General features: G+C 59.5%; 29 protein-coding genes. 14 read left to right on the top strand and 15 right to left on the bottom strand.

Annotated elements, in window-relative coordinates; translation table 11 throughout:
- Positions 1 to 92: 92 nt before the first annotated feature.
- From Pyrde_RS07155 to Pyrde_RS07130, 4 genes are all read left to right on the top strand, one after another.
- Positions 93 to 1,079, top strand: a complete 987-nt coding sequence (locus tag Pyrde_RS07155; protein WP_055409453.1) for a hypothetical protein — start codon at positions 93 to 95, stop codon at positions 1,077 to 1,079.
- A 792-nt stretch (positions 1,080 to 1,871) separates the two neighbouring features.
- Positions 1,872 to 2,228, top strand: a complete 357-nt coding sequence (locus Pyrde_RS07140) for a hypothetical protein (RefSeq protein ID WP_055409447.1) — start codon at positions 1,872 to 1,874, stop codon at positions 2,226 to 2,228.
- Between the two features lie 299 nt (positions 2,229 to 2,527).
- Positions 2,528 to 2,794, top strand: coding sequence for a hypothetical protein (locus tag Pyrde_RS07135; protein ID WP_088171955.1), 267 nt, complete (start codon positions 2,528 to 2,530; stop codon positions 2,792 to 2,794).
- 72 nt (positions 2,795 to 2,866) lie between these two features.
- Positions 2,867 to 3,064: a hypothetical protein gene (locus Pyrde_RS07130; protein WP_055409441.1), complete on the top strand. Its 198-nt coding sequence runs from the start codon at positions 2,867 to 2,869 to the stop codon at positions 3,062 to 3,064.
- Positions 3,065 to 3,139: 75 nt separating this feature from the next.
- On the opposite strand, the gene Pyrde_RS07125 is transcribed toward Pyrde_RS07130, so the two are convergent.
- Positions 3,140 to 3,430, bottom strand: a complete 291-nt coding sequence (locus Pyrde_RS07125; protein ID WP_156328031.1) for a hypothetical protein — start codon at positions 3,428 to 3,430, stop codon at positions 3,140 to 3,142.
- Positions 3,431 to 3,662: 232 nt separating this feature from the next.
- Between Pyrde_RS07125 and Pyrde_RS10705 the strand changes: the two genes are divergently transcribed.
- The 4 genes from Pyrde_RS10705 to Pyrde_RS07110 all read left to right on the top strand — a co-directional run bounded on the left by Pyrde_RS10705 (position 3,663) and on the right by Pyrde_RS07110 (position 5,255).
- The gene (locus Pyrde_RS10705) at positions 3,663 to 3,818 is read left to right on the top strand and encodes a hypothetical protein (protein ID WP_156328030.1); all 156 of its coding nucleotides are present in this window, start codon (positions 3,663 to 3,665) and stop codon (positions 3,816 to 3,818) included.
- Positions 3,819 to 3,939: 121 nt separating this feature from the next.
- On the top strand, positions 3,940 to 4,281 hold the full coding sequence (locus Pyrde_RS07120) for a hypothetical protein (protein WP_055409437.1): 342 nt from the start codon (positions 3,940 to 3,942) through the stop codon (positions 4,279 to 4,281).
- Positions 4,208 to 4,654, top strand: a complete 447-nt coding sequence (locus Pyrde_RS07115; RefSeq protein ID WP_143522162.1) for a toxin-antitoxin system TumE family protein — start codon at positions 4,208 to 4,210, stop codon at positions 4,652 to 4,654. Before Pyrde_RS07120 ends, Pyrde_RS07115 begins: the two co-directional genes overlap by 74 nt.
- Positions 4,655 to 5,039: 385 nt before the next feature.
- On the top strand, positions 5,040 to 5,255 hold the full coding sequence (locus Pyrde_RS07110) for a hypothetical protein (RefSeq protein ID WP_055409433.1): 216 nt from the start codon (positions 5,040 to 5,042) through the stop codon (positions 5,253 to 5,255).
- Here Pyrde_RS07110 and Pyrde_RS07105 read toward each other — a convergent pair.
- Complete coding sequence (locus tag Pyrde_RS07105) at positions 5,247 to 5,954, bottom strand: phosphoribosyltransferase family protein (RefSeq protein WP_055409431.1); 708 nt, start codon at positions 5,952 to 5,954, stop codon at positions 5,247 to 5,249. The two genes, Pyrde_RS07110 and Pyrde_RS07105, sit on opposite strands and share 9 nt — an antisense overlap.
- A gap of 227 nt (positions 5,955 to 6,181) precedes the next feature.
- Positions 6,182 to 6,973 (bottom strand): ZIP family metal transporter, encoded by a 792-nt coding sequence (locus Pyrde_RS07100; protein WP_055409429.1) that lies wholly within the window; start codon positions 6,971 to 6,973, stop codon positions 6,182 to 6,184.
- A gap of 154 nt (positions 6,974 to 7,127) precedes the next feature.
- Between Pyrde_RS07100 and Pyrde_RS07095 the strand changes: the two genes are divergently transcribed.
- On the top strand, positions 7,128 to 7,889 hold the full coding sequence (locus tag Pyrde_RS07095) for an MBL fold metallo-hydrolase (RefSeq protein ID WP_055409427.1): 762 nt from the start codon (positions 7,128 to 7,130) through the stop codon (positions 7,887 to 7,889).
- Here Pyrde_RS07095 and Pyrde_RS07090 read toward each other — a convergent pair.
- Positions 7,879 to 8,451, bottom strand: coding sequence for a V4R domain-containing protein (locus tag Pyrde_RS07090; RefSeq protein ID WP_055409425.1), 573 nt, complete (start codon positions 8,449 to 8,451; stop codon positions 7,879 to 7,881). The genes Pyrde_RS07095 and Pyrde_RS07090 overlap by 11 nt on opposite strands.
- 263 nt (positions 8,452 to 8,714) lie before the next feature.
- Here Pyrde_RS07090 and Pyrde_RS07085 point away from each other — a divergent pair, with 263 nt between their 5' ends.
- A complete protein-coding gene (locus Pyrde_RS07085; RefSeq protein WP_082419543.1) occupies positions 8,715 to 10,178 on the top strand; it encodes a 4Fe-4S binding protein in 1,464 nt (487 codons plus the stop codon).
- A gap of 205 nt (positions 10,179 to 10,383) precedes the next feature.
- On the opposite strand, the gene Pyrde_RS07080 is transcribed toward Pyrde_RS07085, so the two are convergent.
- Together Pyrde_RS07080 and Pyrde_RS07075 are read right to left on the bottom strand one after the other, a co-directional pair.
- Positions 10,384 to 11,283 (bottom strand): fumarylacetoacetate hydrolase family protein, encoded by a 900-nt coding sequence (locus Pyrde_RS07080; RefSeq protein ID WP_055409421.1) that lies wholly within the window; start codon positions 11,281 to 11,283, stop codon positions 10,384 to 10,386.
- Between the two features lie 88 nt (positions 11,284 to 11,371).
- Complete coding sequence (locus tag Pyrde_RS07075) at positions 11,372 to 12,184, bottom strand: metallophosphoesterase (RefSeq protein WP_055409420.1); 813 nt, start codon at positions 12,182 to 12,184, stop codon at positions 11,372 to 11,374.
- Between the two features lie 288 nt (positions 12,185 to 12,472).
- Between Pyrde_RS07075 and Pyrde_RS07070 the strand changes: the two genes are divergently transcribed.
- Positions 12,473 to 12,742, top strand: coding sequence for a hypothetical protein (locus Pyrde_RS07070; RefSeq protein ID WP_055409418.1), 270 nt, complete (start codon positions 12,473 to 12,475; stop codon positions 12,740 to 12,742).
- A 94-nt stretch (positions 12,743 to 12,836) separates the two neighbouring features.
- On the opposite strand, the gene Pyrde_RS07065 is transcribed toward Pyrde_RS07070, so the two are convergent.
- From Pyrde_RS07065 to Pyrde_RS07035, 7 genes are all read right to left on the bottom strand, one after another.
- On the bottom strand, positions 12,837 to 13,733 hold the full coding sequence (locus Pyrde_RS07065) for a DMT family transporter (RefSeq protein ID WP_055409415.1): 897 nt from the start codon (positions 13,731 to 13,733) through the stop codon (positions 12,837 to 12,839).
- 158 nt (positions 13,734 to 13,891) lie between these two features.
- On the bottom strand, positions 13,892 to 15,301 hold the full coding sequence (locus Pyrde_RS07060; protein WP_055409413.1) for a DUF7347 domain-containing protein: 1,410 nt from the start codon (positions 15,299 to 15,301) through the stop codon (positions 13,892 to 13,894).
- A 269-nt stretch (positions 15,302 to 15,570) separates the two neighbouring features.
- A complete protein-coding gene (locus Pyrde_RS07055; protein ID WP_055409411.1) occupies positions 15,571 to 16,245 on the bottom strand; it encodes a molybdenum cofactor biosynthesis protein MoaE in 675 nt (224 codons plus the stop codon).
- 80 nt (positions 16,246 to 16,325) lie between these two features.
- Complete coding sequence (locus Pyrde_RS07050) at positions 16,326 to 17,180, bottom strand: HD domain-containing protein (protein ID WP_055409409.1); 855 nt, start codon at positions 17,178 to 17,180, stop codon at positions 16,326 to 16,328.
- Between the two features lie 24 nt (positions 17,181 to 17,204).
- Positions 17,205 to 17,681: a molybdopterin-guanine dinucleotide biosynthesis protein B gene (locus Pyrde_RS07045; protein WP_055409407.1), complete on the bottom strand. Its 477-nt coding sequence runs from the start codon at positions 17,679 to 17,681 to the stop codon at positions 17,205 to 17,207.
- A gap of 179 nt (positions 17,682 to 17,860) precedes the next feature.
- Positions 17,861 to 18,742 carry an SDH family Clp fold serine proteinase gene (locus tag Pyrde_RS07040; protein ID WP_231656705.1) on the bottom strand — a complete coding sequence of 294 codons (882 nt, stop codon included), beginning with the start codon at positions 18,740 to 18,742 and terminating at the stop codon, positions 17,861 to 17,863.
- Positions 18,743 to 18,825: 83 nt separating this feature from the next.
- Entirely contained in the window at positions 18,826 to 20,175 is a 1,350-nt protein-coding gene (locus Pyrde_RS07035) for a BMP family ABC transporter substrate-binding protein (RefSeq protein WP_055409405.1), read from the bottom strand.
- 130 nt (positions 20,176 to 20,305) lie between these two features.
- On the opposite strand from Pyrde_RS07035, the gene Pyrde_RS07030 reads away from it, so the two are divergent.
- Positions 20,306 to 21,034, top strand: coding sequence for a phosphoribosyltransferase family protein (locus Pyrde_RS07030; RefSeq protein ID WP_055409403.1), 729 nt, complete (start codon positions 20,306 to 20,308; stop codon positions 21,032 to 21,034).
- On the opposite strand, the gene Pyrde_RS07025 is transcribed toward Pyrde_RS07030, so the two are convergent.
- Positions 21,031 to 21,480 carry a thioredoxin family protein gene (locus Pyrde_RS07025; RefSeq protein ID WP_231656837.1) on the bottom strand — a complete coding sequence of 150 codons (450 nt, stop codon included), beginning with the start codon at positions 21,478 to 21,480 and terminating at the stop codon, positions 21,031 to 21,033. The two genes, Pyrde_RS07030 and Pyrde_RS07025, sit on opposite strands and share 4 nt — an antisense overlap.
- Before the next feature lie 376 nt (positions 21,481 to 21,856).
- On the opposite strand from Pyrde_RS07025, the gene hisG reads away from it, so the two are divergent.
- Positions 21,857 to 22,726, top strand: coding sequence for an ATP phosphoribosyltransferase (gene hisG, locus Pyrde_RS07020; protein ID WP_231656704.1), 870 nt, complete (start codon positions 21,857 to 21,859; stop codon positions 22,724 to 22,726).
- A gap of 2 nt (positions 22,727 to 22,728) precedes the next feature.
- Positions 22,729 to 23,478: a 1-(5-phosphoribosyl)-5-[(5-phosphoribosylamino)methylideneamino]imidazole-4-carboxamide isomerase gene (locus Pyrde_RS07015; RefSeq protein ID WP_055409399.1), complete on the top strand. Its 750-nt coding sequence runs from the start codon at positions 22,729 to 22,731 to the stop codon at positions 23,476 to 23,478.
- A gap of 190 nt (positions 23,479 to 23,668) precedes the next feature.
- Here Pyrde_RS07015 and Pyrde_RS07010 read toward each other — a convergent pair whose 3' ends face one another.
- Complete coding sequence (locus tag Pyrde_RS07010) at positions 23,669 to 24,409, bottom strand: DUF2202 domain-containing protein (RefSeq protein WP_055409397.1); 741 nt, start codon at positions 24,407 to 24,409, stop codon at positions 23,669 to 23,671.
- Between the last annotated feature and the right edge of the window lie 352 nt (positions 24,410 to 24,761).

Here is a 24,761-nt window from a genome sequence, read left to right as displayed (position 1 = left end):
TACATGGATATATTCCTCAACGGTCAGTCTTGTACAATAAGGAGTGCAGCAACTACTAGCAGCCTGCCAGAGAAGAAGGAGGTGCCCCTGGAGTGACGGGGCACTCCATCCAGAATACCAATAACAGCACCCTCAAGAAGACAGCACTAGTGCTGCTCATACCGCTACTCCTACTACCACAGCTACCCCCCGCACTAGCCCCAGCAGCACACGCTCTAACCCCAGACACAAGCCAACTCCTCGTAAAAAGAGCCATACTAGCATGGCTAGACAACCGCAACAGGCTACAACTAAACATAACAGAGATAAACAACTACATCGACCTAACAAACATAACACCTTGTACAAGCTGTACCGAGTCCACCACAACATGTCCACTGCAGTCAGCTAACCTCAGCGTAGCCTTTGAGACGCTCTACGAGTACAATACAACTAGCAGAGATCTCAAGCTCATAGAGGTAACCCTATACAATGAGACCTTTAGCTACCAGTACTACCTGCTGCTATACAGGGCGGAACACGACAGCTACAACGTGACAATTGCTACAAAGATTATAACGGACCCCGAGACAGGCGAATATAAGCTCTTCATGACGGCAGCAAACATAGCACCCATACCGGAAAAGACCCAGCCAATAGCAGACATGGTATTCATAGCGAACGAGACAACGCTCTCGCAGCACTATGCCATACTGGCAAAGACTCTGAAGAAGGTGGCCGCTAGCGATACTAAGGAGACAAAATGGTTGTGGAATAAAATAGCTAAGGAGCTAGACACCCTTGCAAAACTAGTAGAAAAGAAGCTAAAGGCATACAATAAGTCCGCAGCCGGACTAGCAATAGTACTTGATGGGGATCTATCATGCATACTCTACTGTATACTATGTGGAGCTGCGCTAGGCGCTGTCATCGGCTGTGCAATAGTAACTGCTGGTGCAGGTCTTATAGCATGCCTTGCAGAGGTATTTGGAGTGTCTAGTGAGGCAGTACTTGCAGCGTTATACAGCGGTGCTGGCGTTATATTTGCATGTGTAGAATGTTGTTGCTGCATAGGTTATCAGTCATGTTGTGATCTCTAGTAATCATGCATAGCACGATACGACATTTTTTATCTTATAATAAATTGAATTGAATTTAAGTAACTCTATAGTTAACGGTGAATATAAGGAATATAAGGATTAACTACGGTCATCAAGGGGGTTCATAATATGCACTCATACAGATTTCAGAGAGTGCTTTCATGTATGCTGTTTATGGTAGCCGCAACTGGTGCTCTTTACAGTTTGTGGTCATATAACATTAAATCATTCATCCTTTTCACGTTCCTTGCGCTAATGTTTATGCCTAAAAATATTGTAGAGAGATATATGTATATCAGGATTATCAGGGCTGTTGTATTAGTACTTCTTGGAGTCTTCGGGCTGTCTTGTTGCGTTCCCTTGACTAAACTCTCGGGGATATTTCTTGCCATTGGAGTCGTGCTTGGAGTGTCTGAGCTGTTGAAAGTAGCTAGAGCCCGCTGGAGGCCCTAAGGGAGGAGCCTTGCAAGACCCGGCTCCAGGAATATTATGAACCTTGAATCGGAAGGACAAGTGCAGCTAGATAGACTCTTTTATTTGCTTCATAATGTTTAGAATTCCAAAGTGATAGTGTCTAGGGTGTTAACCTATGCTTTCGGCTACTAGATTTGTGCTGATAGTCTTTAGTGTTTTGTTTAGCTTGCTTATTGTTTTAGGGATTGAGCGGAGGGCGAGGGTCTGGTATCTCGTGGGGCTTGCTGGCCTTGCCGCTAGTTCTGCTGCGTGGATCTTCGCTGCTCTTCAGCGCCAGGGCTGGGGCCCCCCGAGGCTGTCTTCCCCGCTGTGGGCTCCATGACGGGGTTCGCTGTCCTGGGGGTCTACTTGTGGCTCTCGGCTAGGAGGGGGCTCAGCTTCGAGGAGCTGGTAGCGTGCTCGGCTCTAGACATTAGGGCCTTCCTGAGGCTCGTAGCGGTGGTGTCCGCGTCTACGCTGGCGGTGGGCGGCGCGCTGATCCCGCCCATAGTGTATCTAAAACGCCCAGCCCTGGAGGCCAGGGACTACATCCTGCTGACCGTGGCCTCGCTGCTGCTTGTCGCTGGAGGCTCCTCTGCAGCCTATAAGCTGCTGATGAGAGACATAGAGGAGTGCAGGATACGCGTGAGGAGGCCAAGAGTAGAATCGCAGACGCAAAAGCCGCACAGCGGCTAGCATGTAGTTCATCGGAGGTGGTTTCATAGATGAATGTGGCATATCCTCCGACCTCGTTCACGCACTGCTATGGCTTGTTGCAGTAGTGCTCTTCCATCGGGAGTGCCGCGGTGGCGGTAGGCGGGCATGCTACCTGCGGGGAGTGACGGGGCGTTTGCGGTGCTCTCTGCCTGCAGGGCTGCTAGCATCGACTACGGTCTGGTACCCTAGGGCCCGGTCGTAATCTCTGTGCATTGACGGCGTCTTTGTCTACATGTTGTACAAGGCTTTGAAGACATGATGGGGGTGGCTAGGCGGTGGTGGATTACGCTGGTGTGGTACTTGTGGTTGTCTTGCTTGTTGAGGCGCTTGTCAGAGTGTTTGCCTCCGGCGTGTGGCGCGGGAGTAGGCTGGTGAGGGCGCTGTGGCTGGCTGGTGTCCTGGCTGTCTTGTTTGCTCCGCTGCTCTGGGCGCCGAGAACGGTCTCAGTGGGGCTCTTCGCGGCCCTTACGCCCGCCGCTGTCTTGGGGCTCGCTGCTGCGTCTATGGTCTATAGCGCGAGGGCTTACGGGGTCGGTTTCGAGTAGCTGCTAGCCTGCAGGTACGAGAGGAGGAAGCCCGTCCGGCACGCCTTCCTCTGGGGGCTTGGCGGCGCAGCCATGATCGTTGGGTTATTCACCGTGCTGGCCGGCGGCGCCGGCTCCGACGGCAGGGCTGTTGCCGTGGGGCTCGCGCTGCTTATTCTCGGCGGCGCCGTATTCGTCTATGTTGTGCGCGAGGCTGCGAGGCTTTGCCGGCAGGCCGTGGAGGGCGCGGCTCGTAGGCTGCAGCCGCGGGCCCTGGGTCCTGTACAATAGCTGTGTAGGCCATATAGACGGGTGCTAGATGCTTGCCGCAGAGATGCGTAGAGAGCTGGTTCACAGTGCGCGGCTTTATTCACGGGTGGTGTCGCGGAGTGGCCCGGCGCCGGACTCTATGCCTCCGTAGCGCTCTCCATCGATAGCCACATTAGCTATGTAGTTTTGACAGTGTTTTCCCTTGTTGGCTAGTATGACGCGTTCAGGAAGTGTAGGAGGGGTAGCCGCGTACACTGCAGTGTGATGTACTTCCTCGGGGTTACCATCGTGCACAAGGGTGTATAGGTATCTCGTCGAGCGGGGCTTGCTCCCGTACACACCTCGGGTGCTGGCCTTCGTTGGCGTGGTGATGCTGTACGCCAGCATTGGGCTGCTGGCCTGGCGGGGGCAGGAGCTGAGGAGGAAGCGGGAGAGGGGCCTACTCTAGGAGCCCCGCCCCGTGGCCATGCGCCGCGGAGAAGCCTGATGGGGAGGAGACCCCTAGGGCGGGTACAGAGCCCCGGCCCCTTTGATGGCCGTGGCCGCTGGCGCGGCGGGGTTCATCAGGCAACCGGCTTGGCCGGCAGGCTGCTAGAACAAGGCAACACAATGGTCGGCATTGGTAACCTCTCCGCGGGCTGCTTCGAGAACCTTTCAGCTGCTTTCGGGGCCCGGGGGCTGGAGGCTACACGTGGACGAAACCGGGATACACGAAGACGAGTTTGCACAGATGGTCCACAGGATAGCAGATGAACGCGTCGAAGCCTTCACCTAGAAGACAGAGGCCTGCCTAGAACAGTGCAGGGCTGCGTGGTTATACGAAGGTTATACTAACTATATACTATATATATACAGTAGGGCGCGTATCCCCATCCAGGTACCCGGGGGCAGACACCGTGTCTCTAGGCGCTGTTGCCGAGGAGCTGCAGCGGAGGTACCCGGGCCTCCTACGCTCATCACTGGTCGAGGCTATCCGGAGGCGCCTAGCCGAGGCCGAGAGGGAGCTACGCGAGGTCGAAGCCGAGCTGGAAAAGCTACGCAGGAGGTACGGCACAGACCTGGAGGAGTTCGAGAAAGCCATGGATGATAGCCTTGAGGCGCACGAGGCCTGGATCGAGTGGAGGTTCCTCCACGAGGCCAAGAAGAGCCTAGAGGAGGAGATAGGTGAGCTACGCCAGCTACTTAGAAAAGCTCTTGGAGAGGTACCGGGGCATAGTAGCGAGGCTAGAGAGGCTTGAACTCACCGTAAGGGGAGACATAGTAGTGGAAAAGGCCACAGCAGCACTAGTAGACGGCTCAAAGCTCCACCTACGCCAGATCCGCCGGGGCGACAAGGTGATAGCCTACAGCTACTACTGGCTCAGCCAGAGCGGAGAAACCATAGAGGGATGGGATAACGCCCCGCACCACCCAGAGGTGGAGACCTACCCGCACCACCGGCACGTAGGAGGAGAGGTAAGACCCCTAGAAGACCCTAGCCTAGAAGCATTCCTAGAACACGTCAAGGGGACACTACTCGGAGAACCAGGCAGCACCAAGCAGCCAGCAGAGGAACAACAGAAACCCCGGAGAACGGGCACCACCCGGCACAGGGGCCACGCCCACACATGACCGGGGGAAGAGGGGTCATCAGCCCCCGTTGCCTCCGGCCTGCTGCCCCCGGAGAGCCAGGGCCTACGGGCTACGTAACTCCGTTAGCGGCGGTAGCCCGGGGCAGCCCTGAGAGAACCAGGGGCGTAGAGGGGGACCCAGTAGAGCAAGTCAGCGGCACGCCGCCCTGATGGTCCCTGGTCACCGGCGCGGCGGGGTTCATAGACAATCACACGGTTGAGAGGCCCTGGCGGAGCAGAGCTACACCTTGGCTGTGGTGGGCAGCTTCCTGTGCTGGGTCCCCGGGCAACCGGTCCAGCGCCCCCGAGGGGGTGTGGGCTGTGCCCGGCTCTAGGGCTGCCAGCCTGCTCGTCGTGGGCGCGGCTCTCGTGGCGGTGCTGCCCGGGTGTGTGAGGGGTGTAGCGGGGCCTGGCGGAGCCTCGTCTACTGGCTCCTCGCCGCGTGGACCCTTCCGGCCTGCAGCCTCGTAGGGGTGTGCCCGCTCGCCGGCTGGGTGAGGGCGGCCCTGGCGGCTGTGCTCCTAGTGGTGTTGGCTGCTGAGGCCCCCCGAGTGGCTAGCGGAGCTGAGGCGGCCCAGGGGCGGCTCACGGGGCTAGCCTAGCTCCAGTAGCGCCACAGCCTCGGGTACCAGCGCGGCTAGGCGGCGGCGCCACTCCCTGCCAAGAGCGATAAGCACCATCGCGGCTACGGGCTCAGCACCGGCGGCATGTACTATCTTGGCGAGAGCCTCTAGGGTCGCGCCACTCCGGGCGAGATCGTCTACAAGGAGGACGTGGTCGCCTCTCTCGAGGCTCCCCGCAGTCACGTAGAACACCTTGACGTTGAACGGGGGCTCTCCCGCCTCGCCGCGGAGGTAGTCCCGGTAGGGATTCTCCCGGCTTCTCCGGGCGAGCACGAGGTCTGCGTTGAGGCTGAGTGCTATAGCCGTAGCCAGGGGTACACCAGCTGTCTCGGCGGCGAGGACCTTGGTGACGCGGCCCCGGTAGCGCCTGGATGCCCAGAGTGAGGCGAGTCGCAGCACAAGCGGGTCCAGTACGAGCTCCTGGAGGTCCAGCATCTCTTGTTGGCCGCGTACCTTCTCGCCTAGAAGCCTACTAGGCGGGAGCCTCTCGAGAACACGCTCGACTATCAGCTGGGCCTGGCCTTCGCTTGGCACACGGTTTCCAGAGACGTAGTGGGCGAGGACCCCGCGTGGAAGCCCCGTTATCTCCTCTAGCTCCCTGAGACTCCACCAGCGGCGAAGCAGCCGGAGCAGTTCGACAGCCTCGAGGCGCAGCCGCAGCTCGTCGACCCGGTTCAACTCTGGCACCTACTCCCAGGAGGGCATGCAGCCGGGCTCGCGGACGGCGAATTAAGAATGTCGGATCCCTTGGCTCTTAGAAGAGCCTTTGCATGTGTTAGAGTATTCTGTTTTGGAATGGTATGTTCGGACTGTAACCCGATATCCCTGATGGCTTCATCCGTGCAGCCGTGATGGGGCGTCCTGCATCCCGGCCAGGCTCTAGACTGACCTCCCCAGCCCTAGGGCTAGATCGTGGTGTCCAGTATCAGCATAACTATGAATCCTAGGAAGTAGCCCAGGGTAGCCACGTCCTCGTGTCCGCTACGGTGGCTCTCTGGAAGCGCCTCGTGGCTGACCACGTAGACCATGGCACCGGCCCCGAAGCCCAGTATCACGGGCAAATGGGTGGCTGCGGCCTCGCCGAGTAGGGCCGTGGGTACGGCGGTGGCTACCTCGCAGAGGCCGCTGAGAGCACTGAGCCCCAAGGCGGCGAGCATGTTCCCAGTAGCGAGGAGGACCGGCATAGCTACTGCGAGCCCCTCGGGCACGTCTTGCAGGGCTATAGCGAGCCCGGTAGCTATGCCCTTCTCGACACTGTACGCCGAGGCAGCGCCTATAGCCATGCCCTCTGGCAGGTTATGGATGAGTATCGCTACTGCTACAAGCCATGCTGCGCGGAGCTTCCTCCGGCCCCACTCCGGGCCCTCGTAGCGGTCGAGCAGTACGTGCTCGTGCGGTAAGAGCCGATGGACAACAGCGATAACGGCAGCACCAGCTACGAAGCCGAGAAGAGGAGTCCACGGCTGTCCAGCAGACTCTATAGCGGGGAGGAGTAGGCTCGTAAAGCTAGCTACAGTCATCACGCCGCTGCTGAACCCGAGACCAGCGTCTAGTATCCGTGGGTCGAGCCTCCGCCCTCCCAGGGGGAGAGCAGCGAGCCCGCCCACAGTAGTTGCAACGGCGGCGAGTAGGCTCATAGCGAGCGCGGCTTCTACGGGGCCTAGCTGCTGCAGACCCAGCAGGCTTGGCGGTGCCAAGGATTCCACCACGCTTGTGCCCGTGGCGCTATACTGGTATCCCGTCGAGCTACATGTCTACCGTAAACGGGGGTTAAAAGCGCTGAGAGTCAGGATAGGGGCATACTAAATAGCCTAGAGCCCCAGGCTCCTAGGGCCTTGGGTCGCCAGCGCCATGTACATCGTCTTCCTCGGCACGGGTGGCTCGGGGGCGCCACCAGGGAGGGCTGAGAACTGTATCCTAGTAGACAATGGTGAAGTCCGGATACTACTTGACGCGGGACCCGGCTGCGGCCAGAAGCTCCAGGAGGCCGGGTACAGTGTCTGCGAGATCGACTACGTCTACATAACGCACCTACACATCGACCACTGGAGCGGACTATTTGACATAGCAGTCTACGCTGCGGCGGAGCAGTGCAAGCCACCACGCATTGTAGCAGCATCACCGGTAGCAGGCGAGGCTCTAGGCACTCTCCTCCCTAGGCTTCCCCGCGTCTACCGCGAGTCGTGTAGCAGCCTAATCGGGGTAGAACCCAGGGGAAGGTGGAGCCCCGGCGCTACGCTGGAGATAGAGCCCGTGGAGGGCCAACACTCGATCACCAGCTATGGCGCTATAGTCTACGAGGACGGGAAGCCACTGCTCTACTACAGCGGTGACACAGCGCCAACTAAGGCTGTAGAGGAGGCTGTGAAACGGGTAGCGCTCGCAGCTGTGGAGACCACGATACCGAGCAACCTAGCCGAGGTTGCGCGAGAGTCTGGGCACCACACCGTGGAGCAAACGCTAGCCTACAGAAGCATCATGAAGAGTGATGCCATACTCGTAACAATGCATCTGTCCCGCGAAAGCCTTCAGGAGCTCCAGGAAAAGGCGAGAGGAAAGAAACTCCCCCGAAGAGTCATAATCCCCGTCGATGGACTAGGCATCAACCTATAAGGGAATGTGTATGCTCGGTTCGTTTGTATATCCGGCCAACAGCTTTCGCTAGCTCGCCAACTCTCCCGTGTATCTTTACGTTAAAGATACAACTGTCGTCGCCCTTAGCTGCACACTTAGTTTCACGTGCATCAACTCTATGACCGTAGACATGTTCGAGCCAACCAGCTATATAGCCCGCTAGGGGCTGGTCAACCGGCCTCTTCCGGCCCTTCAATCTAGACCCGAGCAGCGTGCCTATAAGCCGGAGCTCCACCTCAGTATCCTTCTTACCCATCTTAACGTCTACTATCTCAACCCGGTCAGCATAGCCAGCTGCAGTAAAGCTCCAAAAGAGTAGATCTAGAGCATTCTCCCTATTGAGGATCCCCTTCTTTTCCAGTCTCTCAGCAGTTAACTTGCCGGCTCTCTTTGAAGCTGTGTAGAGGAGGCCACCAACGAACCGTAAGACTTTCTCAAAACCGGTGTATATGTCGACAATGACGTCACGGTCTATCAGTATAGCGTTCTCGGTTAATACTTTGATATCATAAGTGGTTTTTGCGCCTGCCTCGAGACTCAAGACGAACCAATCCCCATGGAGGATTTTTGAAGATTAGTATGCAAGTGGATTTATTTCTAACTCTCGATCACTCTCAATAATTATTGGAATAATGAATGCTATAGTTAAGGCTTACTCCGCACCAAAGAGACACCATGTATACATTGTCCGGGAGTGCTTGAGGGAGCCGTGCCGCAGCCTCGGTTATAACCCCCTAGCAGGCTCTTAGCCAGCCTATATCTAGCGGAGGGCCCCAGGAGACGCTAGGGAGGAGAGCAAGTCCCTTGGCTACGTTAGTCGTGTCGCTTCCCGGAGTTCATGTGGCTGGCGCAACAAGCTCTAGCAGCTTGGACGACGCAGCTGAGAAGGCGGCCCAGGCGGCAGAGGAGGGCAGGAAAGTACTCATAGTGGGTGAGGGTGCCTGGCGGGCAGCAGAGGAGGCCTGGAGGATTCTCGACAGGGGCGGCGGCAATAGCCTCCTCGTATGGGGCCTCGACACGCTAGAAGCCCGGCTGGCGGGCGTCACGCTAGAAGCTGCCGTGGCAGCCCGTGTATCGCTCATCGAGTGGCTACGGCCAGGCGAGGCCGGGCTACGCGCCTCCACCGGCAAGAAGCTGGCTAGGCGCGATCTGCTACGCAGCGGCCCTGTCGCCGTCTTCCAGGCCGTAGACACGCCCATCGTCACCGAGCCGGAGGCCTGCAGTAGGCTCGGGAACTGCAGGCTATGCCTTGAGGCCTGCCCATACAACGCGCTCGACGGTAAGCCGCCGCGTGCCGACCCATACCGGTGCACGGGCTGCGGGCTCTGCACAAGCTTCTGCCCTGTTGGCATACTCGAGCACGCTGCTGCAGGCGATGACCCCGCGTGGAGATACATAGGGCTGCTAGGAGCCCAGGGCCCCGGCTACCTCGTCCTCCTATGCCGCAACGACGCGGCCGGGATGCTCGATGCGCTGAGGAGCGTCGATGGACTCCCGCGTACAGTGTTCCTCCCGCTTACATGTCCTGGGCAGGCCGGTCTGCGTCTCCTCCTAGCGGCATGGGGTGCTGGCTTAACGCCGGTCTACGCTTGCAGCAGCGGCGCTGTGAAGAGCTGCGGCGTAGAAGCGTTTGAGAAGTACCTGGAGACCGTGGTGGCGGACTACGCCCGGCTCACTCGGGTGAAACCCGTCTTCGCCCCCGGGTCAGGCGAACTCCTCAAGGCCCTCCAGGCGGAGCCTCATCTAGGATCCGTATCTGTTGAGAGCCGTGCTGTCTGGAGAGCAGCTGTCGAGGCCCTCAAGGCCCGGCTACCGGAGACTCGGGTCGAGACGTCTACGCCACTACTCGGCCTCGCCACCGTGGATCCAGACCGGTGTACTCTTTGCGGCGCCTGTGCGAATACCTGCCCCACAGCAGCTTTAGGCCTCGTCGAGGACGAGGAAGGCTCTAGGCTTGTCTTCTACCCGGACCGCTGCGCGCCCTGCATGCTATGCGTCGAAGCCTGTCCCGAGGACGCCATCACAGTAAGCTACACTGTAGACCCCGGCATACTAGCCAGAGACGGTATAATCCTGCACCGGGAGGAAGTAGCTCGCTGCCGGGTATGCGGCAAGCCAGTAGGCCCACTACGGATGATAAAGACCGTGGAAGCCCGGCTACGCGCTGCAGGAGCCCCACAAGCGGCTATAGACAAGCTCTACCTATGTACAGAGTGTAAGCAGAAGGCAGCCTTAGGTCTGATAAGCCTCCGCAACGAGCAAGAATAGCGCCGGACTGATAGGCTGTAACCCGGATCCTATCTCTACGACCGCGTCCGGGGCCTGCTCCGGAACTCTCATCCATTCTCCATCGTAGGCTACGTAAGACGCTGCTCAGCAGTATCTTATAGTTGAGAAGAACCCCCTGTTGAGATGACAGATGGTCCGGAAAACCGGGACCAATGAAAGAGTTTAGACATCGACTCCATACTGTTTACGTGTCGGCTACTACGGGGTTTTCTATACAGCCTATGGACTCGACGCACACAGTGACTGTGTCGCCGGGTTTTAGGTAGCGTGGCGGGCTGCGGGCGTGGCCTACTCCGGCGGGGGTGCCGGTGGCTATTACGTCGCCGGGTTCTAGGAGGGTACCCCTGCTCGTGTAGGAGACTAGCACGGCGACGCTGTGGATCATGTCCCGGGTGGTGCCGTCTTGGAGGGTTTCGCCGGAGATGACTAGCCTTAGGCGGAGCCCCTGCACCGGGTCTAGGAGGCTCCTGGGCACTATCACGGGGCCTATCGGCGCGTAGGTGTCACGGCTCTTGCCTCTCCACCACTGTGTGGCGCCGGATAGGAGCTGCTCTGTCCTCGCCGAGACGTCATTGAGGCATGTGTACCCCCATACGACGTCGAGCGCCTCTTCGGGCTCTAGGCTGCGGCCTGGTAGCCCTATGACGGCTGCTAGCTCGGCTTCGGCGTCTACCCGGAGCCCCGGGTCGTGGAGGATTATCGGGTCGCCGGGCCCTATGACAGCGTTGCTGGTCTTGGTGAAGAGGTCGGGAACCCTAGGCGGCTTCATGCCTACCTCGCGGGCGTGGTCCATGTAGTTGAGCCCCACGAGCACGAGCTTACCCGGCTTGTCCACGGGTGCTGCGAGCCGTACCCCGTGTAGTGGGAGCCCCCGGTCGCTGGACGCGACGCTGCGGGCTAGGCGCTCGAACTCCTCCGGCTGGGTCTCGAGCATGACTTCCCGTACGTCGCGGTAACCCCAAGCCCCTAGGGGGTAGACCCGGCCTCGGTAGACCACAGCGGGCTCTACGGTACCGCCCGGCGCGAGCACCCGGACTAGGCCCAGCTGGGCCTCCACAGTGAAGCCCTGGCCTCTAGCAGCCAATACCCTGGTCCCCAGCCCCGGGAGGGTTGGTAACACCTGCATCTAGGCCCCGGGCCTAGCTCATGGAGCCATAGTAATCTCTCTGGTGTTACTCGAGGAGCACGGCCTGGTAGCGGCAGTAGAGCCTGGGCGGAATCATCTCGCCCAGGCCCCGGCTCACGTACAGTGTTGCCTCGCCGCGGCGGTAGAGGCCCCACCGGTAGCCGTAGATGCTGTTAGTGAAGGGGGCGTAGCCGCCTGGGAGGCACCATTGTCCCCCGTGAGTATGCCCCGAGAGCATGATGAGCCTCCTCGTGTAGCCTGGGAGGTGGTTGAACGCGTCGGGGCTATGGGAGACAATTATGTCGGCTTTTGGGGCTAGCTTGTGGAGGGGCTCCTCGTAGTGTCTTGGATTATCTCTCCATCGGAGTCCGGCGATGCGGATACCAAGTATCTCGGCGTCTGCGTCAATGAGCACTGTATAGCCCGTATCCTCGAGGACACGTATCCCCTCTTCAATGCTTATCTTATCCCGAGTCCATTCCTCGTGGTTGCCCAGTACTGCAACTCCACAGCACGTATACCTCCGGATCTCTCTGAGGGTCTCCTCGACAGCGACCAGGCCTGGGCTATGCTCGTCCCAGGTATCCCCGGCGACCACCACGATGTCGGGTCTTGTAGCCTTGGCGGCCTCTATGGCCAGGTGGTTGGGTTTGCCGTGGATATGCATGTCGGCTAGGAGCAGTACTCGGCGCCCTAGCCCCAGCTGCACCCGGGTGAGTTCGGCGCCGGCTAGAGGCGGCTCCAGAAGTCCTGGCGCGACTAGTGCTCCCGCTAGCAGGGCTAGCAGCTGTAGTCTTCTACGCTCGACCAGTCCCGGTGCACCCCTCCACGGTCTCTTCGACTCAGCTCTTTTTAACACCCGACTACATGGTGTGGGGCGAACAGTTTAACTAGCCCCACGCGGGTGGGCTAGCACTGGCACAAACCATCCTGATACAACCCAGGGAACGGAGGTGGCCGCGTATTATCCCTCCAGCCGCGTGTAGAAACCCGTCCCGGACATACTGAAAGCCCTAGACTAGAGAGGCTAAAGGGAGGCTCAACCCTAGTCCTTGGAGAAGCAGGCTGCATCGTCCTCCTCGTCCTCCGGGGTAACGTAGCAGCTGAAACCCCGGCGGGCTCTGTCAGACTCCGCCAGGGCTCATTAATGGCAAAACCGCCGGGCGCCTATCTCCTAGCAAGAGCGGAGAGGGACTCCGAGCTACTCCTACTAGAGGCTCAAGCCTGCCCCGCCCCGGAGCCGAGGGCCTACAGCCCACCATACACTGTGGAGGCGGCGCCCTACACACTGACTGCTAGCAGGAATCCACAACTAGGCCGCCTAGCACCTACAGTCCTCTTAGCGCCAGTGCTACAGGAAGAGAAGGACTACACATGGATCATAGTAGAGTACGAGGATCCCGGCCCACCAGCCTAAGAGACAACGGTAACTGACAATAGGGCCGAGATCCTCAAGGACGCTATGGCGTCCCCGTGAACCACCTTTAGACGCTTTTATGCATTGATTGGTACTACTCAGCCCCAGCTCTCTGTGATGCTAGCTGTAGCTGTCTCCGCGCCGCTAGTGCTAGGCTCAGCAGTATCATCACGGTGCCTGCCAGCTGCAGCCCGCGCGGCTTCTCGCCAAGCGTCACGACCGCCAGTAGGAGGGTCGCTGGAGGCAGGAGGTCTACGAAGAGACTCGTAGTGGTCGGGCCTAGCTCCTTGACGGCGTGGAACCAGGCTAGGTAGGCGAGGAAGCCTGGCACAGCCGCTATGTAGAGGAGCAGTGATAGGAGCAGAGGGTCTCCTAGCGCGGCTATGCTCTGGCCGAGCCAGGGCAAGGCGGCAACTGTGTTGAATGGTGTGCTGAGCACTGTGCTGCCGGTCAGCGCTGCTAGGGGGTGCAGTCCTTGGGTAAGTCTACGGGACTCGATAGTGTAGAGAGCCCATACAGCGACGTCGGCGAGCGCCAGGAGTACTCCCAGCCACTCCATAGTGCCGGGGCTCCGGAGCCCCTCTGCCTCGAGAAGTGCGACGCCCGCGAGGCCCACGACCGCCGCTACTGCTAGCACCTTGTCGCCCCGCTCAACCCCTAGGGCGCGGGCCATGAGCATAGTTACGGCCGGGAGCAGGCCGAACACAAGGCCAACTAGCGCAGCTGGGGCGTAGCCTAGAGCCAAGTAGAGCAAGTTGTTGAACATGGTTATCCCGAGGAGCCCGGCGAGCAATAGGCGGCGCCCAACAGGCACTCCCAGGCCCCTGGCGAGCGAGTAGACAACCATGAGCAGAGCTGCGAGGGCCCATCTCACCGCGGTTAGGGCGAACGGGTTGACCCCGCTCGTCACTAGGACGCGGGAGGCCACCACGTTAGTAGCCCAGGCTAGCGGGGCAGATGCAGCCAGTAGGAACGCCACAAGCCGCCTCAAGGCGCTGGGGCACCCGTGTGGCAGCAGAGTAACTGTGGCGGGTAAGCAGCTGCCGTAATCAGCATTTATCGATTACCACGGATCGGGCCTCTAGTGTTACTAGGATCCCTGGCTAGACCCTTGTAACGAGCTGGGCCTGGTTGTTGCCCCTACTGTTGCTAGTCCTCAAGTCTTCTAATGTTTACCTTGGCTGAGCTTGCAGTGCCTTCTACTATTATCCGGAGCTTCTGCTTGGCTTCCTCGTAGCCGGGCTCCTGGAAGCCCCCGTGGACCCGCTTTCCGTCAACCATGATACTAGCAGATGATGCGGACAACTGGGTCTCGACGGCTACGCGTACATCCCGGGGAACTACTAGCTCCAGCTTGGCGGAGGAGGCGCCTAGCCTTAGCGAGACTAGGGCTTCGCCACGCCAGTCTCCCTTGAAGTCTATCTGGAGGGCGCCTGTGCTGCACGCTATATCCGCGGCGGGGTTATCGCCTACAAGCCTAGCCGCTATCATCAGGGCCGACGCGCTGGCCTTGATGCTCAGCTTCTCCAGCTCCAGGTCCGTGGCCTTGACGCCGGCCGCCCGGGCTTCTAGTGCTAGGCGGCGGGGCCATTTAGGCGGCAGGTCTAGCTGTAGCTTAGTCTCGCGCGAACCACGTATAGAGACGGCTAGTCCATTCTCGGCTTCTATAGCCTCTACAAAAGGTTCCCCGCGAGAGCGGCCGTGGAGACGTATAACGCTGCTATTTCCGGGCAAGACCCGGAGGGAACAAGCCTCCGTGCGGAGCCTCAGCTCCTCGCCGTGCTGGCTGAAGACCCTATCCACCTCTACTGGCTGCTTGCCCATACCCCTAGCTATGGCTGCTGCCTCGACCGCCTTAGAGATGAGGGAGCTAAGCGCCTCAATGAGTGTCTCGAGTAGACCTGGCTGCGGCACACCCTCTGACGGGTCGTAGTATTTTACCGTGAGTACATCGTGCATTTTTTCGTCTAGGACTGCTCGCAGGTACTCCGGGGCGTAGACACGCGCAACGTCCACAACAGCGTGGACAGCTTCCTCGAACAGTTCCTCGGGGACCGGCTCTACGACGAGTGTAGCTATGTCAGTTAGTAGTATCTTCTTGCCACGCCTGAGTGCTCTCTCCAGATGCTCTCTTGTAAGCCGGAAACTGGTACGGTCGCTGATGACCCAGAGCGCTTTCTTGCCATGTGGCCGCCTAATCTCCTCCCGTGAGGGCCGCCTACTCTCTGCATGCTCGTCTGTAGCCCTTGACTCGTTAGTCCTTACATCCTCAGCGACCCCCGTCTTGACCAGCTGGAGTGCTTGATAGGCCCGTAGCCCTAGCTGGGTGAGCCGGTAGACACCGCGCTTCTCGTCTTTCTCCACAAGTCCACGGAGCCTCCGGAGATGGAAAGCGAAGGTCCCCGAGTCGTCGATCCCCACTCTCCTCATGAGCTCAGCGTAGCTCATCTCGCCGCTCTCGGCCAGAGCCTCTACTATGCGGCGGCGTAGTGGATGCCCAAGCGCCTGAAGCACAGCGTCGATATCACCATTCTCTATGCTCTCCCTGGCATCTGGCAAAGGAGAACCCTCCGTCTTTAAGCTAAGAATAGGCGTCTACACCTATAGCGGCTCTGTGGAGCCTACTGCTGAATACAAGTGTGGAGCCGGCTCCACATCATGACAGGCAGGATGTAGGCCCAAGCCATATTACATGGCGTAGGGCAGTCGCTGAAACGGCGACACTGTTCACTATAGCCTAGGCTAGGCCGAGACCCGTAGCCGCTTGGATGATATGAGGAAGAGTGACCGAAACACCAGGTTTAGGCCTATAGCACGAGAAAGTGTTGTCACTTGGCTCTGCGGGGTATCCTGGTGCCGTCGCCTAGTATCCAGTAGTCGCCGTCGCTGCGGCGTTCGAGCTTGTATATGGGGACGCTGTGCTTGATCTCCTCCAGCAGTAGCGCAGCAGCGTGGAATGCGATGTTCCGTGTCACAGCTGTGACGAGGATGTATATCGTTGGGTCGCCGGGCTCTAGGCCCCCGTGGTAGTGTATAGCGGCGACGTCTATCACGCCGGGGATCCTTGCGTATTTCTCGGCAAGCTCCCGGAGCTTCTGTGTAGCGAGCGGCTCCAGAGCCTCATACTCCAGCCTCGTCACCTGGGCGCCGCCTACCCGGCCCTTCACGAACCCCATGAAGGCTACGAGGGCGCCGCCTCCGAGGACAGTGGCACGCCGGGCCATGAGCCTGGAGAGCTGGTCGAGGTCTACCTTCTCCCCGGGTCCGGTCACCTTGGCGAGTAGTACACCGGGCGGCGGAGCCAGCACAGTGACGCCCTGGCAGCCCCCGGGTAGTGTGTCGCCGGGCTCTAGCCTCTTGCCGCTAGCGTATACCGTGGCGTCGCCTAGGCCGAGTCGTTCGAGAAGCTCGCCAGCAGTAGAGGCTCCCTCTACTATGCGTTGTTCATCCAGGACAGTCCCGTCCTTCACGCCTATGATGTGGACAATACACTCCTTGGCCAAGAGGCCGGAAACCCCCGGAGACTCCTAGAGTGCCAGGGACTGATACGTTCTGCTACGCGCGGATAGTCCTTGCCCCTTCCCTAGTCTTGGCAGCTCGGACACAAGCTCCTAGAGCTCCCGAGGCCACTGCACTGCCTCCTCGGGAGGCACACGCCACCGGAGGCAACCCAGCCGCAGCTGGGGCAACGGTGTACAAGCTTGTAGCCCCGGCATACTCGTCCGCGGCGGGGCTCTAGCCGCTTCTCCAGCCCTCCGCGGAGGCAATTGGGGCAGCGATCCAGCGTAACGAAGACCGCGATGACTCCCTCGATGCTCTCCTCTACGAGCCTTAGGCCTAGGCCTAGCGCCTCCTCAGCCTCCTCCAGGAGCCTCTTGTATACCTCCAGGGTCTCCCTGGCGAGGGGCTGGGCTAGTTCCTTGGCGGCCATGGTGCAGAGGTACTGATCCACGTTACGGGCTACTGTCAACTCCCGGGGGAGCCCCTCGACCAGCATGCCTACGAGGTCGCTGCCCCGGGCCGTCCACTTCGCCACGAACTCGGCGAGGCCCCGGAGCCCGAGCTTCGAGAGCACGTCAGCGTCGCCGAGCACAGGGTCGTTGGTGGTCCCGCGGCTGAGCACTCCAGTCACAGCCTCGACGATCTCCTCGGGCGCGCCGAGTCTCTTCAGAAGTTCCCTGGCGGCCGTGACGGTATACTCTTCCTCGTCGAGGCCCCGAGCCCGTGCCTCCAGCTTACCGTAGTCGTGGAAAAGCCCTGCCAGATAATACGCCACAGGGTTTAGGCCAAGCCTCGCTGCTATAGCCGAGGCATAGTAGGCTACTAGGAGCGAATGGCCCCGGAGTGTACGTGTCCCCGAGAACTGCTCCTCCTCATGGTCGATGACTTCTAGCACACGGGCTGCGAGACCCCGCACCTCCTCGGGTATAGCTGCCACCCTGGGAGCCCCTCCCATCCGGCTCTACATCTCCCTGAGTCTGCAAAGCCCTTGCTCTAGCAGACCTAGCACACGGGCAAGGGCCTCCTCCAGTCCGCGGGCAAGTGTTGCTACCAGTCTTTCGCTGCCAGCCTGTGGCCGCTCACCCGGCTCACGGGCTATGTAGACAACACAGCCACCACGGCCGATGACCTCGCCAATTTGCTCCCGGAACCCCTCTACGACCACAATGTCCACGTCCCCTAGTAGCCCGAGGGCCTCCCAGAGGCTTATGCGCCTCCTCTCAACAATCATGTAGTCCTCGGGCCCGATGGCCGCGACCCGCACAGCACCGGCCCCAAGATAGCGCCCTGTATCCTTGACCCGGTAGTCCACCCCGTGGTGAACATGCTTGACCACAGCTACGTGCAGTCCCCGCTGTGCCAGCTCCTTTACCAGCATTGTGCCGAACGTGGTCTTCCCAACATTGCTACCAGAGCCCGTTACTAGGACGAGCTGCAAAGCTCCTCTAGCCCACGAACTTCTGGACACCCGCGGGTTGAAGAAAGCCGCGGAGACGTTGTCCCGAGATAACTAGTGATATCCATCATGCGTACCCGAGGCTTGTAGTGTATAGCGGTTATGCAGTAACGCTGGAGAAACTCCGTCACATACGCGGGTAAAAACTGTGTAGAGTTGAGTTAGCTGGTGGCTCTCTGGCCTCGGCGGACTGGGTGCTGTGGCAGCGGCTGGGGAATGAACTCTACGCCGGGCCGGTTGTGCGGGGCCTGTGGATACAGCTCCATTAGCTGGTAGACTTCTGGCGGCACTTCGGTCTTTACGGGTAGGCCTAGCTCCTTGGCCTTCTCCACGGTTATCGGGTAGTCGTGTGTCCACTTGCCCTCGGTGAGAACCTTGGCTATCTCGCGGGCCTTCTCCTCGCCCATCTTGTCCTTCAGCAGATCAGTTATGACCTCCTGCATCTCCATAATGGCTTTCTCTGCTATGTCGGCTACGATCAGTGTAGTGTCGCTGGCCTTATCGCCCTTCATCTTCGCGACTTTGAGGATACTCGGCGCCGGGACTACTGGGCCCTGGGGGCCTAGCGAGAGCTGGGGGTCGAGTGGGCCGAGCACGGCGTTGGGGTCCATGAGTATCTCGTCTGCTGCTAGTGCGATGAGCGTGCCGCCGCTCATAGCATAGTGGGGCACTATGACTATCTTCCTGCCCGGGTGCCTCTTCAGCGCCCGTGCTATCTGGCTTGCTGCGAGTACTAGCCCGCCCGGCGTGTGGAGTATCAGTGCTATCGGCTTATCTGGAGGCGTCGTCCTTATCGCCCGGAGCACGGCCTCAGAGTCGTCGATGTCTATGAACCGCTGTATCGGGATGCCGAAGAACGTTACCCTCTCCTCGCGGTGGATTAACGTGACTACGCGCCAGCCATACTTCTGCTCCATCTGGCGTATCAGCGCTAGCCTAGCTGCCTGCAGCCTGCGGAGGCTCAGTATAGGCTCCATTATACTGAAGAGCAGCAGGAGCCAGAACAAGAAGAATATCATGTTGCTTATAGGGTCTCCATTCAAGGCTGCTACTACACCAAGTATTAGATGGAGAAAAAGAGGCAATGGCCCCCTTTTATCTACTTGTACGCATGGGTTAGCTGGGGCTAGCCACCCAGGGTTATTATCTTCTCGTAGAACCAGTTCATCGTCTTCTCGCTCCAGAGCTCGTCGCGCCCCCAGCGGACGCCAGCCGGCACCTTCACCTCCACGTCGCTGACCTGCTTACCGCTCGCCGGGTCTATCGTGTAGCCGCGTATCGGGCCAGTGAAAGGCTCGAATAGGAGCTCCTTCATGTCCTCGTAGAGCCTCTTGATCTCCTCCACGGCCTTTGCCGGTATGACCTCGGTGTTGAGCGGTGCTAGGTAGGCTGCGCCCTCCGGCTTACCTGCTGTAGACTGGGCTACTGGCCTCCTCCAGCGTATCGGGACGAAGTCGCCTATCCTGGCCCAGATATCCTCCTTCTCGGCTATGCCGGTTATCTTCTTGGCGAGAAGGTAGACGTATATCGGTGTCCAGTCGGCTATCTGGCCGGTAAGGTGGGCCCGGGTTATCTTCTTCGCTATCTCGGTCTCAGCGCCCTTACCGTGGACGAAATAGTCTAGCATGTTGCTGTAGTGGCTGAAGCTGTACACGCCGTACTCTGCGGCTGTCTCGAGAACGGCGGTGGAGTCCTCTGTGAAGGCTATGACGTCTACCTTGTACTGGTTGATGAGTGTCTCTGCGTACTGGCGAGCCTTGTCGGGGTTGAACCAGCTGCGTAGCGGCGCAGTGACGTAGATCTCTAGGTTCTCGCCGCCCCCACACTTGCCCATGAGCTTGGCGCCGTGTACCGCGCCTAGCGCATAGGCGTTTATGTGACGTACTACTTCTGGTATTAGGAAGGCGGGGACGTAGCCCACCTTACAAGTCTCTGTTACCGCGCCGGCGGCGATACCGTTGAGGTAGTATAGCTGATAGAACTCGGAGAAGTATGTGGCTACGTTGGGGAGGTCCTGGAAGGCCTCCCAGGGGCCGCTACAGTGGTAGAACATCACGTCCGGGTACTCCTTGGCGAGTCTCTTCACAGCATCCATGAAGCCGAAGCTCGTGGCAAAGACTGCGTCGAAGTGCTCCTGCTCGAGAGCCTGCTTTATCGCCGGGTAGGCCTGGTCCTCAGCCACCTTCTCCAGGTACTTGGTCTCCACCATTCCCTGAAGCTTCTTCTCGGCATTGACTCTGCCTTGATTATGAGCGTGAGTCCAGCCGTAATCGCCTATGGGGCCCACATAGACCCAAAGCGCCTTAATCTTGCGGGTCCTGCCTGTGACTTGCGCCTGGCTCGTGGCCTGAGCCGGGCTAGTGACTGTCTGCTGCGGCTGCGGGCTCCCACGGAGAGCGTAGCCCAGGCCCGTGCCAACGACTAGGCCTGCTACGCCCGCACCGAGGATCTTGATGAACTCGCGCCTAGAGGCCACGGCTCAACTCCCATGACGCGTGGCGGCGCGATTTACGGTTTATAAGCGGGTTCTTCAACGAGTACCACCCGGGTTGTTCAATCAGCTCGTTTAACAACGCGTCTTAGTAACCGGGTGGTGCGCTAGCGGTATGCCCGTGGGCTCTGAGAGACTAGAGAAGGCCCGGCTATCCCTAAACGTGGCTGCAGCGCTCCGGCTAGCCAAGAGGAGGTACAGCTACCGGGAGCTATCCCGGGCCACCGGGATACCCGCGCCCCTCCTATCCCGGTACATAACGGGGAAGAGCCTCCCTAGCCCCGAGAAGGCTGTGGAGATCCTTGAGGGTCTGTGGAGGCTCGCTGACCCCCGCCGCGCCCTAGCAGAGAGGATGGCCGAGACAGGAGGCGTCCTAGACACGAGCGTGGTGCTCACGGAGCCTCTCTACCTGCTCCTAGTCACTCTCTACTATGCCCGCCGGCTCCAGGGCAAGAGGATAACGAGGATACTCGTGCCCGAGGCCTCGGGCATACCGCTCGCCGCTAGCCTGAGCCTAGCCCTAGAGACACCCTTCACGGTGGCCCGGCGGCGCCTCGGGCTGCCCGAGGAAGAGCAGTGCAGCCCTGGGGAGCCTAGCTTCTGCATCCCCCGGGGCGCGCTGGGCCGGAGCGACCACGTGCTCATAGTCGACGATATCGTCGAGACAGGACGTACCCTCCGTGCTCTCCGGGTTCTCGTGGAGGAGGCACGCGCTAGAATAGAGGCAGTAGCAGCGATAGCCGTGGTCGGGGAGGAGTGGAGAGAAACGAGCGGCATAGAGGAGGTCGACGCCCTGATATACCTCACGAAACCGGGTATGAAGAAGAGGCTGCCCGGGCTCTAGGCCTCCCGGATGTACGGCTCGACCATCTCCGCGAGGGTCTCCTCATCAACCATGCCCACGAACCCGTCCACCGGCCGGCAGTGTCGGAACACAACGGTTGTCGGCGTAGCTGATATGCCCAGCTCGACAGCCTTGTCGTATACGTGGTATACGTCCGCCTCGACGAACTCCACCTTGTCGCCGTACCGGCGGCGGGCTTCGCCAGCGTAGTGGTAGAATATCGGTCGATATGCGTGGCAGGCTGGGCATCCCGGGCTTGTGAAGAGCACTATAGCTACGGGCTTGCTGCACACGATCTTCTCTAGCTCCCTGTCGTCGAGCACTAGCTTTACTGGATGCTCCTCGCCTTCCCCGCGTTGGGAGTCCTCCTCTATGGCTGGTTTGGCTATCATCCTGCGCACCATGTCCTCTATCAGCTTCTCTAGCTCCTTGTCCTCTTGCTCCATCAAGGCCTGCTCCACCACCGGGGAGACAGTGAGCCTAGGTCTCCTCTAGCACGTCATAGCGACCTGGTGGAGGTGGCTAGGGTAAAGTAGGGCGTAGCCGTTCACACCATGCTATGTTGTACCCGGCTATAAGGGCTCTATGTTTAAATCCCTGGTGGGACGGGTAGCCCATTCCCCGGGAGAGGAGGGGCTGGAGATGAACTGGGTTCACCTCTAGGCGCTACAGCATAGAGGCTAGTCGCCCCGCATACTACCCGGTTCTCCTAGGCACGGGGCGCTGCAGAGCAAGCATGACACCATTTAGACCGTTGTATGCGGCCTACGCCTCTCCGATTCTGCTGCTCATGAGCAGGAAGCTATGCGGGGTGAGTATGGAGTGGGCATAAGGATAGCTGTCCCGAGCAAGGGCCGGCTACGGGAGCCGGTGCTCCGACTACTAGAGGCGGCAGGCATAGAGCCGCTCTATAGCCCCGACGCGACCCGCGCGCTGATAGTGCCCACTAACTGGGACAACGTGTCCCTGGTCTACGTCCGGCCCGAGGATATACCGGCGATAGTGTCTGCGGGCGGCGCAGAGCTCGGCATCACGGGGCTCGACTACATAGAGGAGCATGGCGGCGAGGGCCTAGAGATCGTCGAGGGCCTGGGGATCGGCCGCGCCCGCCTCGTGGTCGCAGTGCCGGAGGAGGCGCCGGTGGAGAGCATCAGGGACCTCCCCGATGGGGTCCGGGTGGCGACTAAGTTCGTCAACATCGCCCGGAGGTTCTTCGAGAGCCACGGGGTGCGGGCCCGGATAATCAGGATAACGGGCTCGGCTGAGGCGATGCCCAGGCTAGGCGTGGCAGACGCTATACTAGACGTCTCATCGACCGGGACTACTCTCCGGCTACACGGGCTACGGGTAATAGCAGAGGTTATGCGGACAGAGGCTAAGCTGATCAGGGGCAGCCACGTAGACCCCCAGGATCCGCTCGTCGAGGTCATCGTGGAGGCTGTGAGGAGCGTGCTGAGGGCAAGGGGCTACAAGCTAGTCCTCATGAACGTGCCCGAGGAGGTACTGGAGCAGGTAGTAGAGGTATTGCCCTCGATGTCGGGGCCGACTATAGCCAGGGTGGAGGGCCCCCGGCCCATGTGGGAGGTGATAACAGTGGTGCCGGAAGACCGGCTAGCACATGTCCTCGTCGAGGCCCGTAAGCGCGGCGCCCGGGACATACTAGTGCTCAGCGTGGACAGGGTGATACCCTAGCCATGCCCTGCCCGCTCTCCAGGCCCCGGCTCGTACCCAGCATAGACGTAGCCGGCTGCGAGGCCGTCAAGCTGGTCCGCGGGGTTCCCGGCACCGGGCTACGCCTCGGAGACCCCAGGCGCCTCGTAGCGCTCTGGCACACGCTGGGCGCCAGGACCCTCCACATAGTCGACCTAGACGGCGCGGCCAGGGGCAAGCCCAGCAGCTGCGTCCTAGACCTGGTCAAATGGGCCAAGAGGGAGACAGGGGTCACGATCCAGCTCGGCGGCGGGCTCCGCACCATAGAGGCCCTAGAGGAGGCTCACAGCGCGGGCGCCGACCGCCTAGTAGTGGCTAGCGCGTGGCTCCGCCGCCCCGAGTTCCTAGAAGAGGCTGTGGCAGCGCTCGGCCCAGGCATAGTAGTACCAGCCGTCGAGGAGTCCTGGGAGGCGCTGCCCGCGACCAGCGCGTGGAGAGCACGGGAGCCGATGACCCTAGCCGAGGCCGTGAAGCTGGCAGCCGGAACCCGGGGCATCTGGGGTATATTCTACACCCAGGTCTTCCACGAAGGCGAGCTACGCGGCGTAGACATCCACCGCGCGGCAAGGCTAGCCCGGCTAGCCCGGGAGGCAGGTGCACCAAGGCTAGCATACAGCGGAGGCATAGCAAGCCCACGGGACCTAGAGCTCCTCGCAGCACTAGGCTACGACGAAGCAGTAGCAGGCATGGCCCTCTACACCTGGCGGCTCAACCCACTAGGCATGCTAGAATAGACGCTAGAGCGAGACCTAGGAAAGGATCTAGATACGAGCCAATAGTCTTGGGTGTTTTAGAGACTAAGGCTCGGTGTCTACACTATAGCCGACTGTAGCCAAGAGGTATTAATGAAGACACGACAAAGGGTAGCACTAAGCCAAAATAATAATAATATGGATGCCTCGTGTCCCCACACTCTCCAACTTCTTACTGCTTGGGGCCGCCCATGGAGCAGCTGGATATGATGCTGTTGTATGTCTCCTCGTCGAGGAGTACTGGCTTGTAGTCTATGCCCAGCATGTTCTTCAGCGTCCTTGTGAAGGCGCATAGGTGGTTGAAGCTGCCGTGCATAAGGTTCTCGTAGACTAGCTTGATGTCCTCGTTGTCTACCTTAGCGAGCCAGTCCTTTAGGTCAACTATGTCCTTCTCCTCTATCAGTGCGCCCACTTTCAGTGCTTCTTCTAGGCTCTTAGAGCCGCGGTCTACTAGCTCGTTGTAGAGCTGCTGTAGCTCCTGGTTGTGGAACTCGCCGGGCTGCCCGAGATCTATCTCCAGCCCGTACTTCTCTATTAGCTGCATTACCGAGTCTACGTGCTGCTGCTCGCTCCTCGCAATATTTGCGAACACTTGCACCTCAGGGTACATCTCTGCAAGCCTGTTGTAAACGTCGCGGGCCAGCTTCTCCTCCTCGACCATGAAGAGTAGGCTCTCCTTCTCATCCTCTGAGAGAGGCTCTGCCGGAAGCTGCTGAACCATCGTCGAGACGCTTGCCCCTCCAGCACCGGGGCCGTGGCCTCCGGGTATCGACTGCCCCGTCATGGTTTGTGGAGTGGTACTCGCTACAGTGGTCTCCGCTGTCGGAGCCTCTGCGCCCTTGAGGTAGACGTATCCTGCAGCTGCTAGCGCGACTAGCACTACGGGTATTAACACGTATACGAGTCTGTTCATGGCTTAGGATGCACCTCTTTCAGACTTTGTACCTGTTCTCCAGATGGTTATACTCTGTAATTGGCCAGTTATATACTGGGCGCACGTCTGAAGTATACAATTTGTTCATTAGCTCAAAAGTTCTGATAACTACACAAATAACACACTATTATACCTATACCAAGGTAATAGTGTATGCACACTGCGCAAAGAACTAGATATCAAGATAGTGTATCAGAGTATACTAGCACTGATTATAGAGCGGCTATCTTGATCGGTCTAACCAGCTACAAGTTTTGTGCCATTTCTCTACGTTGTATTAGACTTAGAGTATCTTATATTCATTCAGCAAAGTTATAGTAATATTGTTCTA

The sequence above is a fragment of the Pyrodictium delaneyi genome (assembly GCF_001412615.1).
In the GTDB taxonomy this organism is placed as follows: domain Archaea; phylum Thermoproteota; class Thermoprotei_A; order Sulfolobales; family Pyrodictiaceae; genus Pyrodictium; species Pyrodictium delaneyi.
This window is presented reverse-complemented; position numbering and strand designations above follow the sequence as displayed.

What these genes read in the sequence shown, in the direction of transcription:
- Pyrde_RS07010 (WP_055409397.1), bottom strand. Translation starts at nt 24,409, where the DNA reads ATGAACAGACTCGTATACGTGTTAATACCCGTAGTGCTAGTCGCGCTA.
- Pyrde_RS07015 (WP_055409399.1), top strand. Translation starts at nt 22,729, where the DNA reads ATGCCCTGCCCGCTCTCCAGGCCCCGGCTCGTACCCAGCATAGACGTA.
- Pyrde_RS07095 (WP_055409427.1), top strand. Translation starts at nt 7,128, where the DNA reads ATGTACATCGTCTTCCTCGGCACGGGTGGCTCGGGGGCGCCACCAGGG.
- Pyrde_RS07125 (WP_156328031.1), bottom strand. Translation starts at nt 3,430, where the DNA reads ATGCTGGCGTACAGCATCACCACGCCAACGAAGGCCAGCACCCGAGGT.
- Pyrde_RS07025 (WP_231656837.1), bottom strand. Translation starts at nt 21,480, where the DNA reads ATGGAGCAAGAGGACAAGGAGCTAGAGAAGCTGATAGAGGACATGGTG.
- Pyrde_RS07030 (WP_055409403.1), top strand. Translation starts at nt 20,306, where the DNA reads ATGCCCGTGGGCTCTGAGAGACTAGAGAAGGCCCGGCTATCCCTAAAC.
- Pyrde_RS07070 (WP_055409418.1), top strand. Translation starts at nt 12,473, where the DNA reads ATGGCAAAACCGCCGGGCGCCTATCTCCTAGCAAGAGCGGAGAGGGAC.
- Pyrde_RS07140 (WP_055409447.1), top strand. Translation starts at nt 1,872, where the DNA reads ATGACGGGGTTCGCTGTCCTGGGGGTCTACTTGTGGCTCTCGGCTAGG.
- Pyrde_RS07130 (WP_055409441.1), top strand. Translation starts at nt 2,867, where the DNA reads ATGATCGTTGGGTTATTCACCGTGCTGGCCGGCGGCGCCGGCTCCGAC.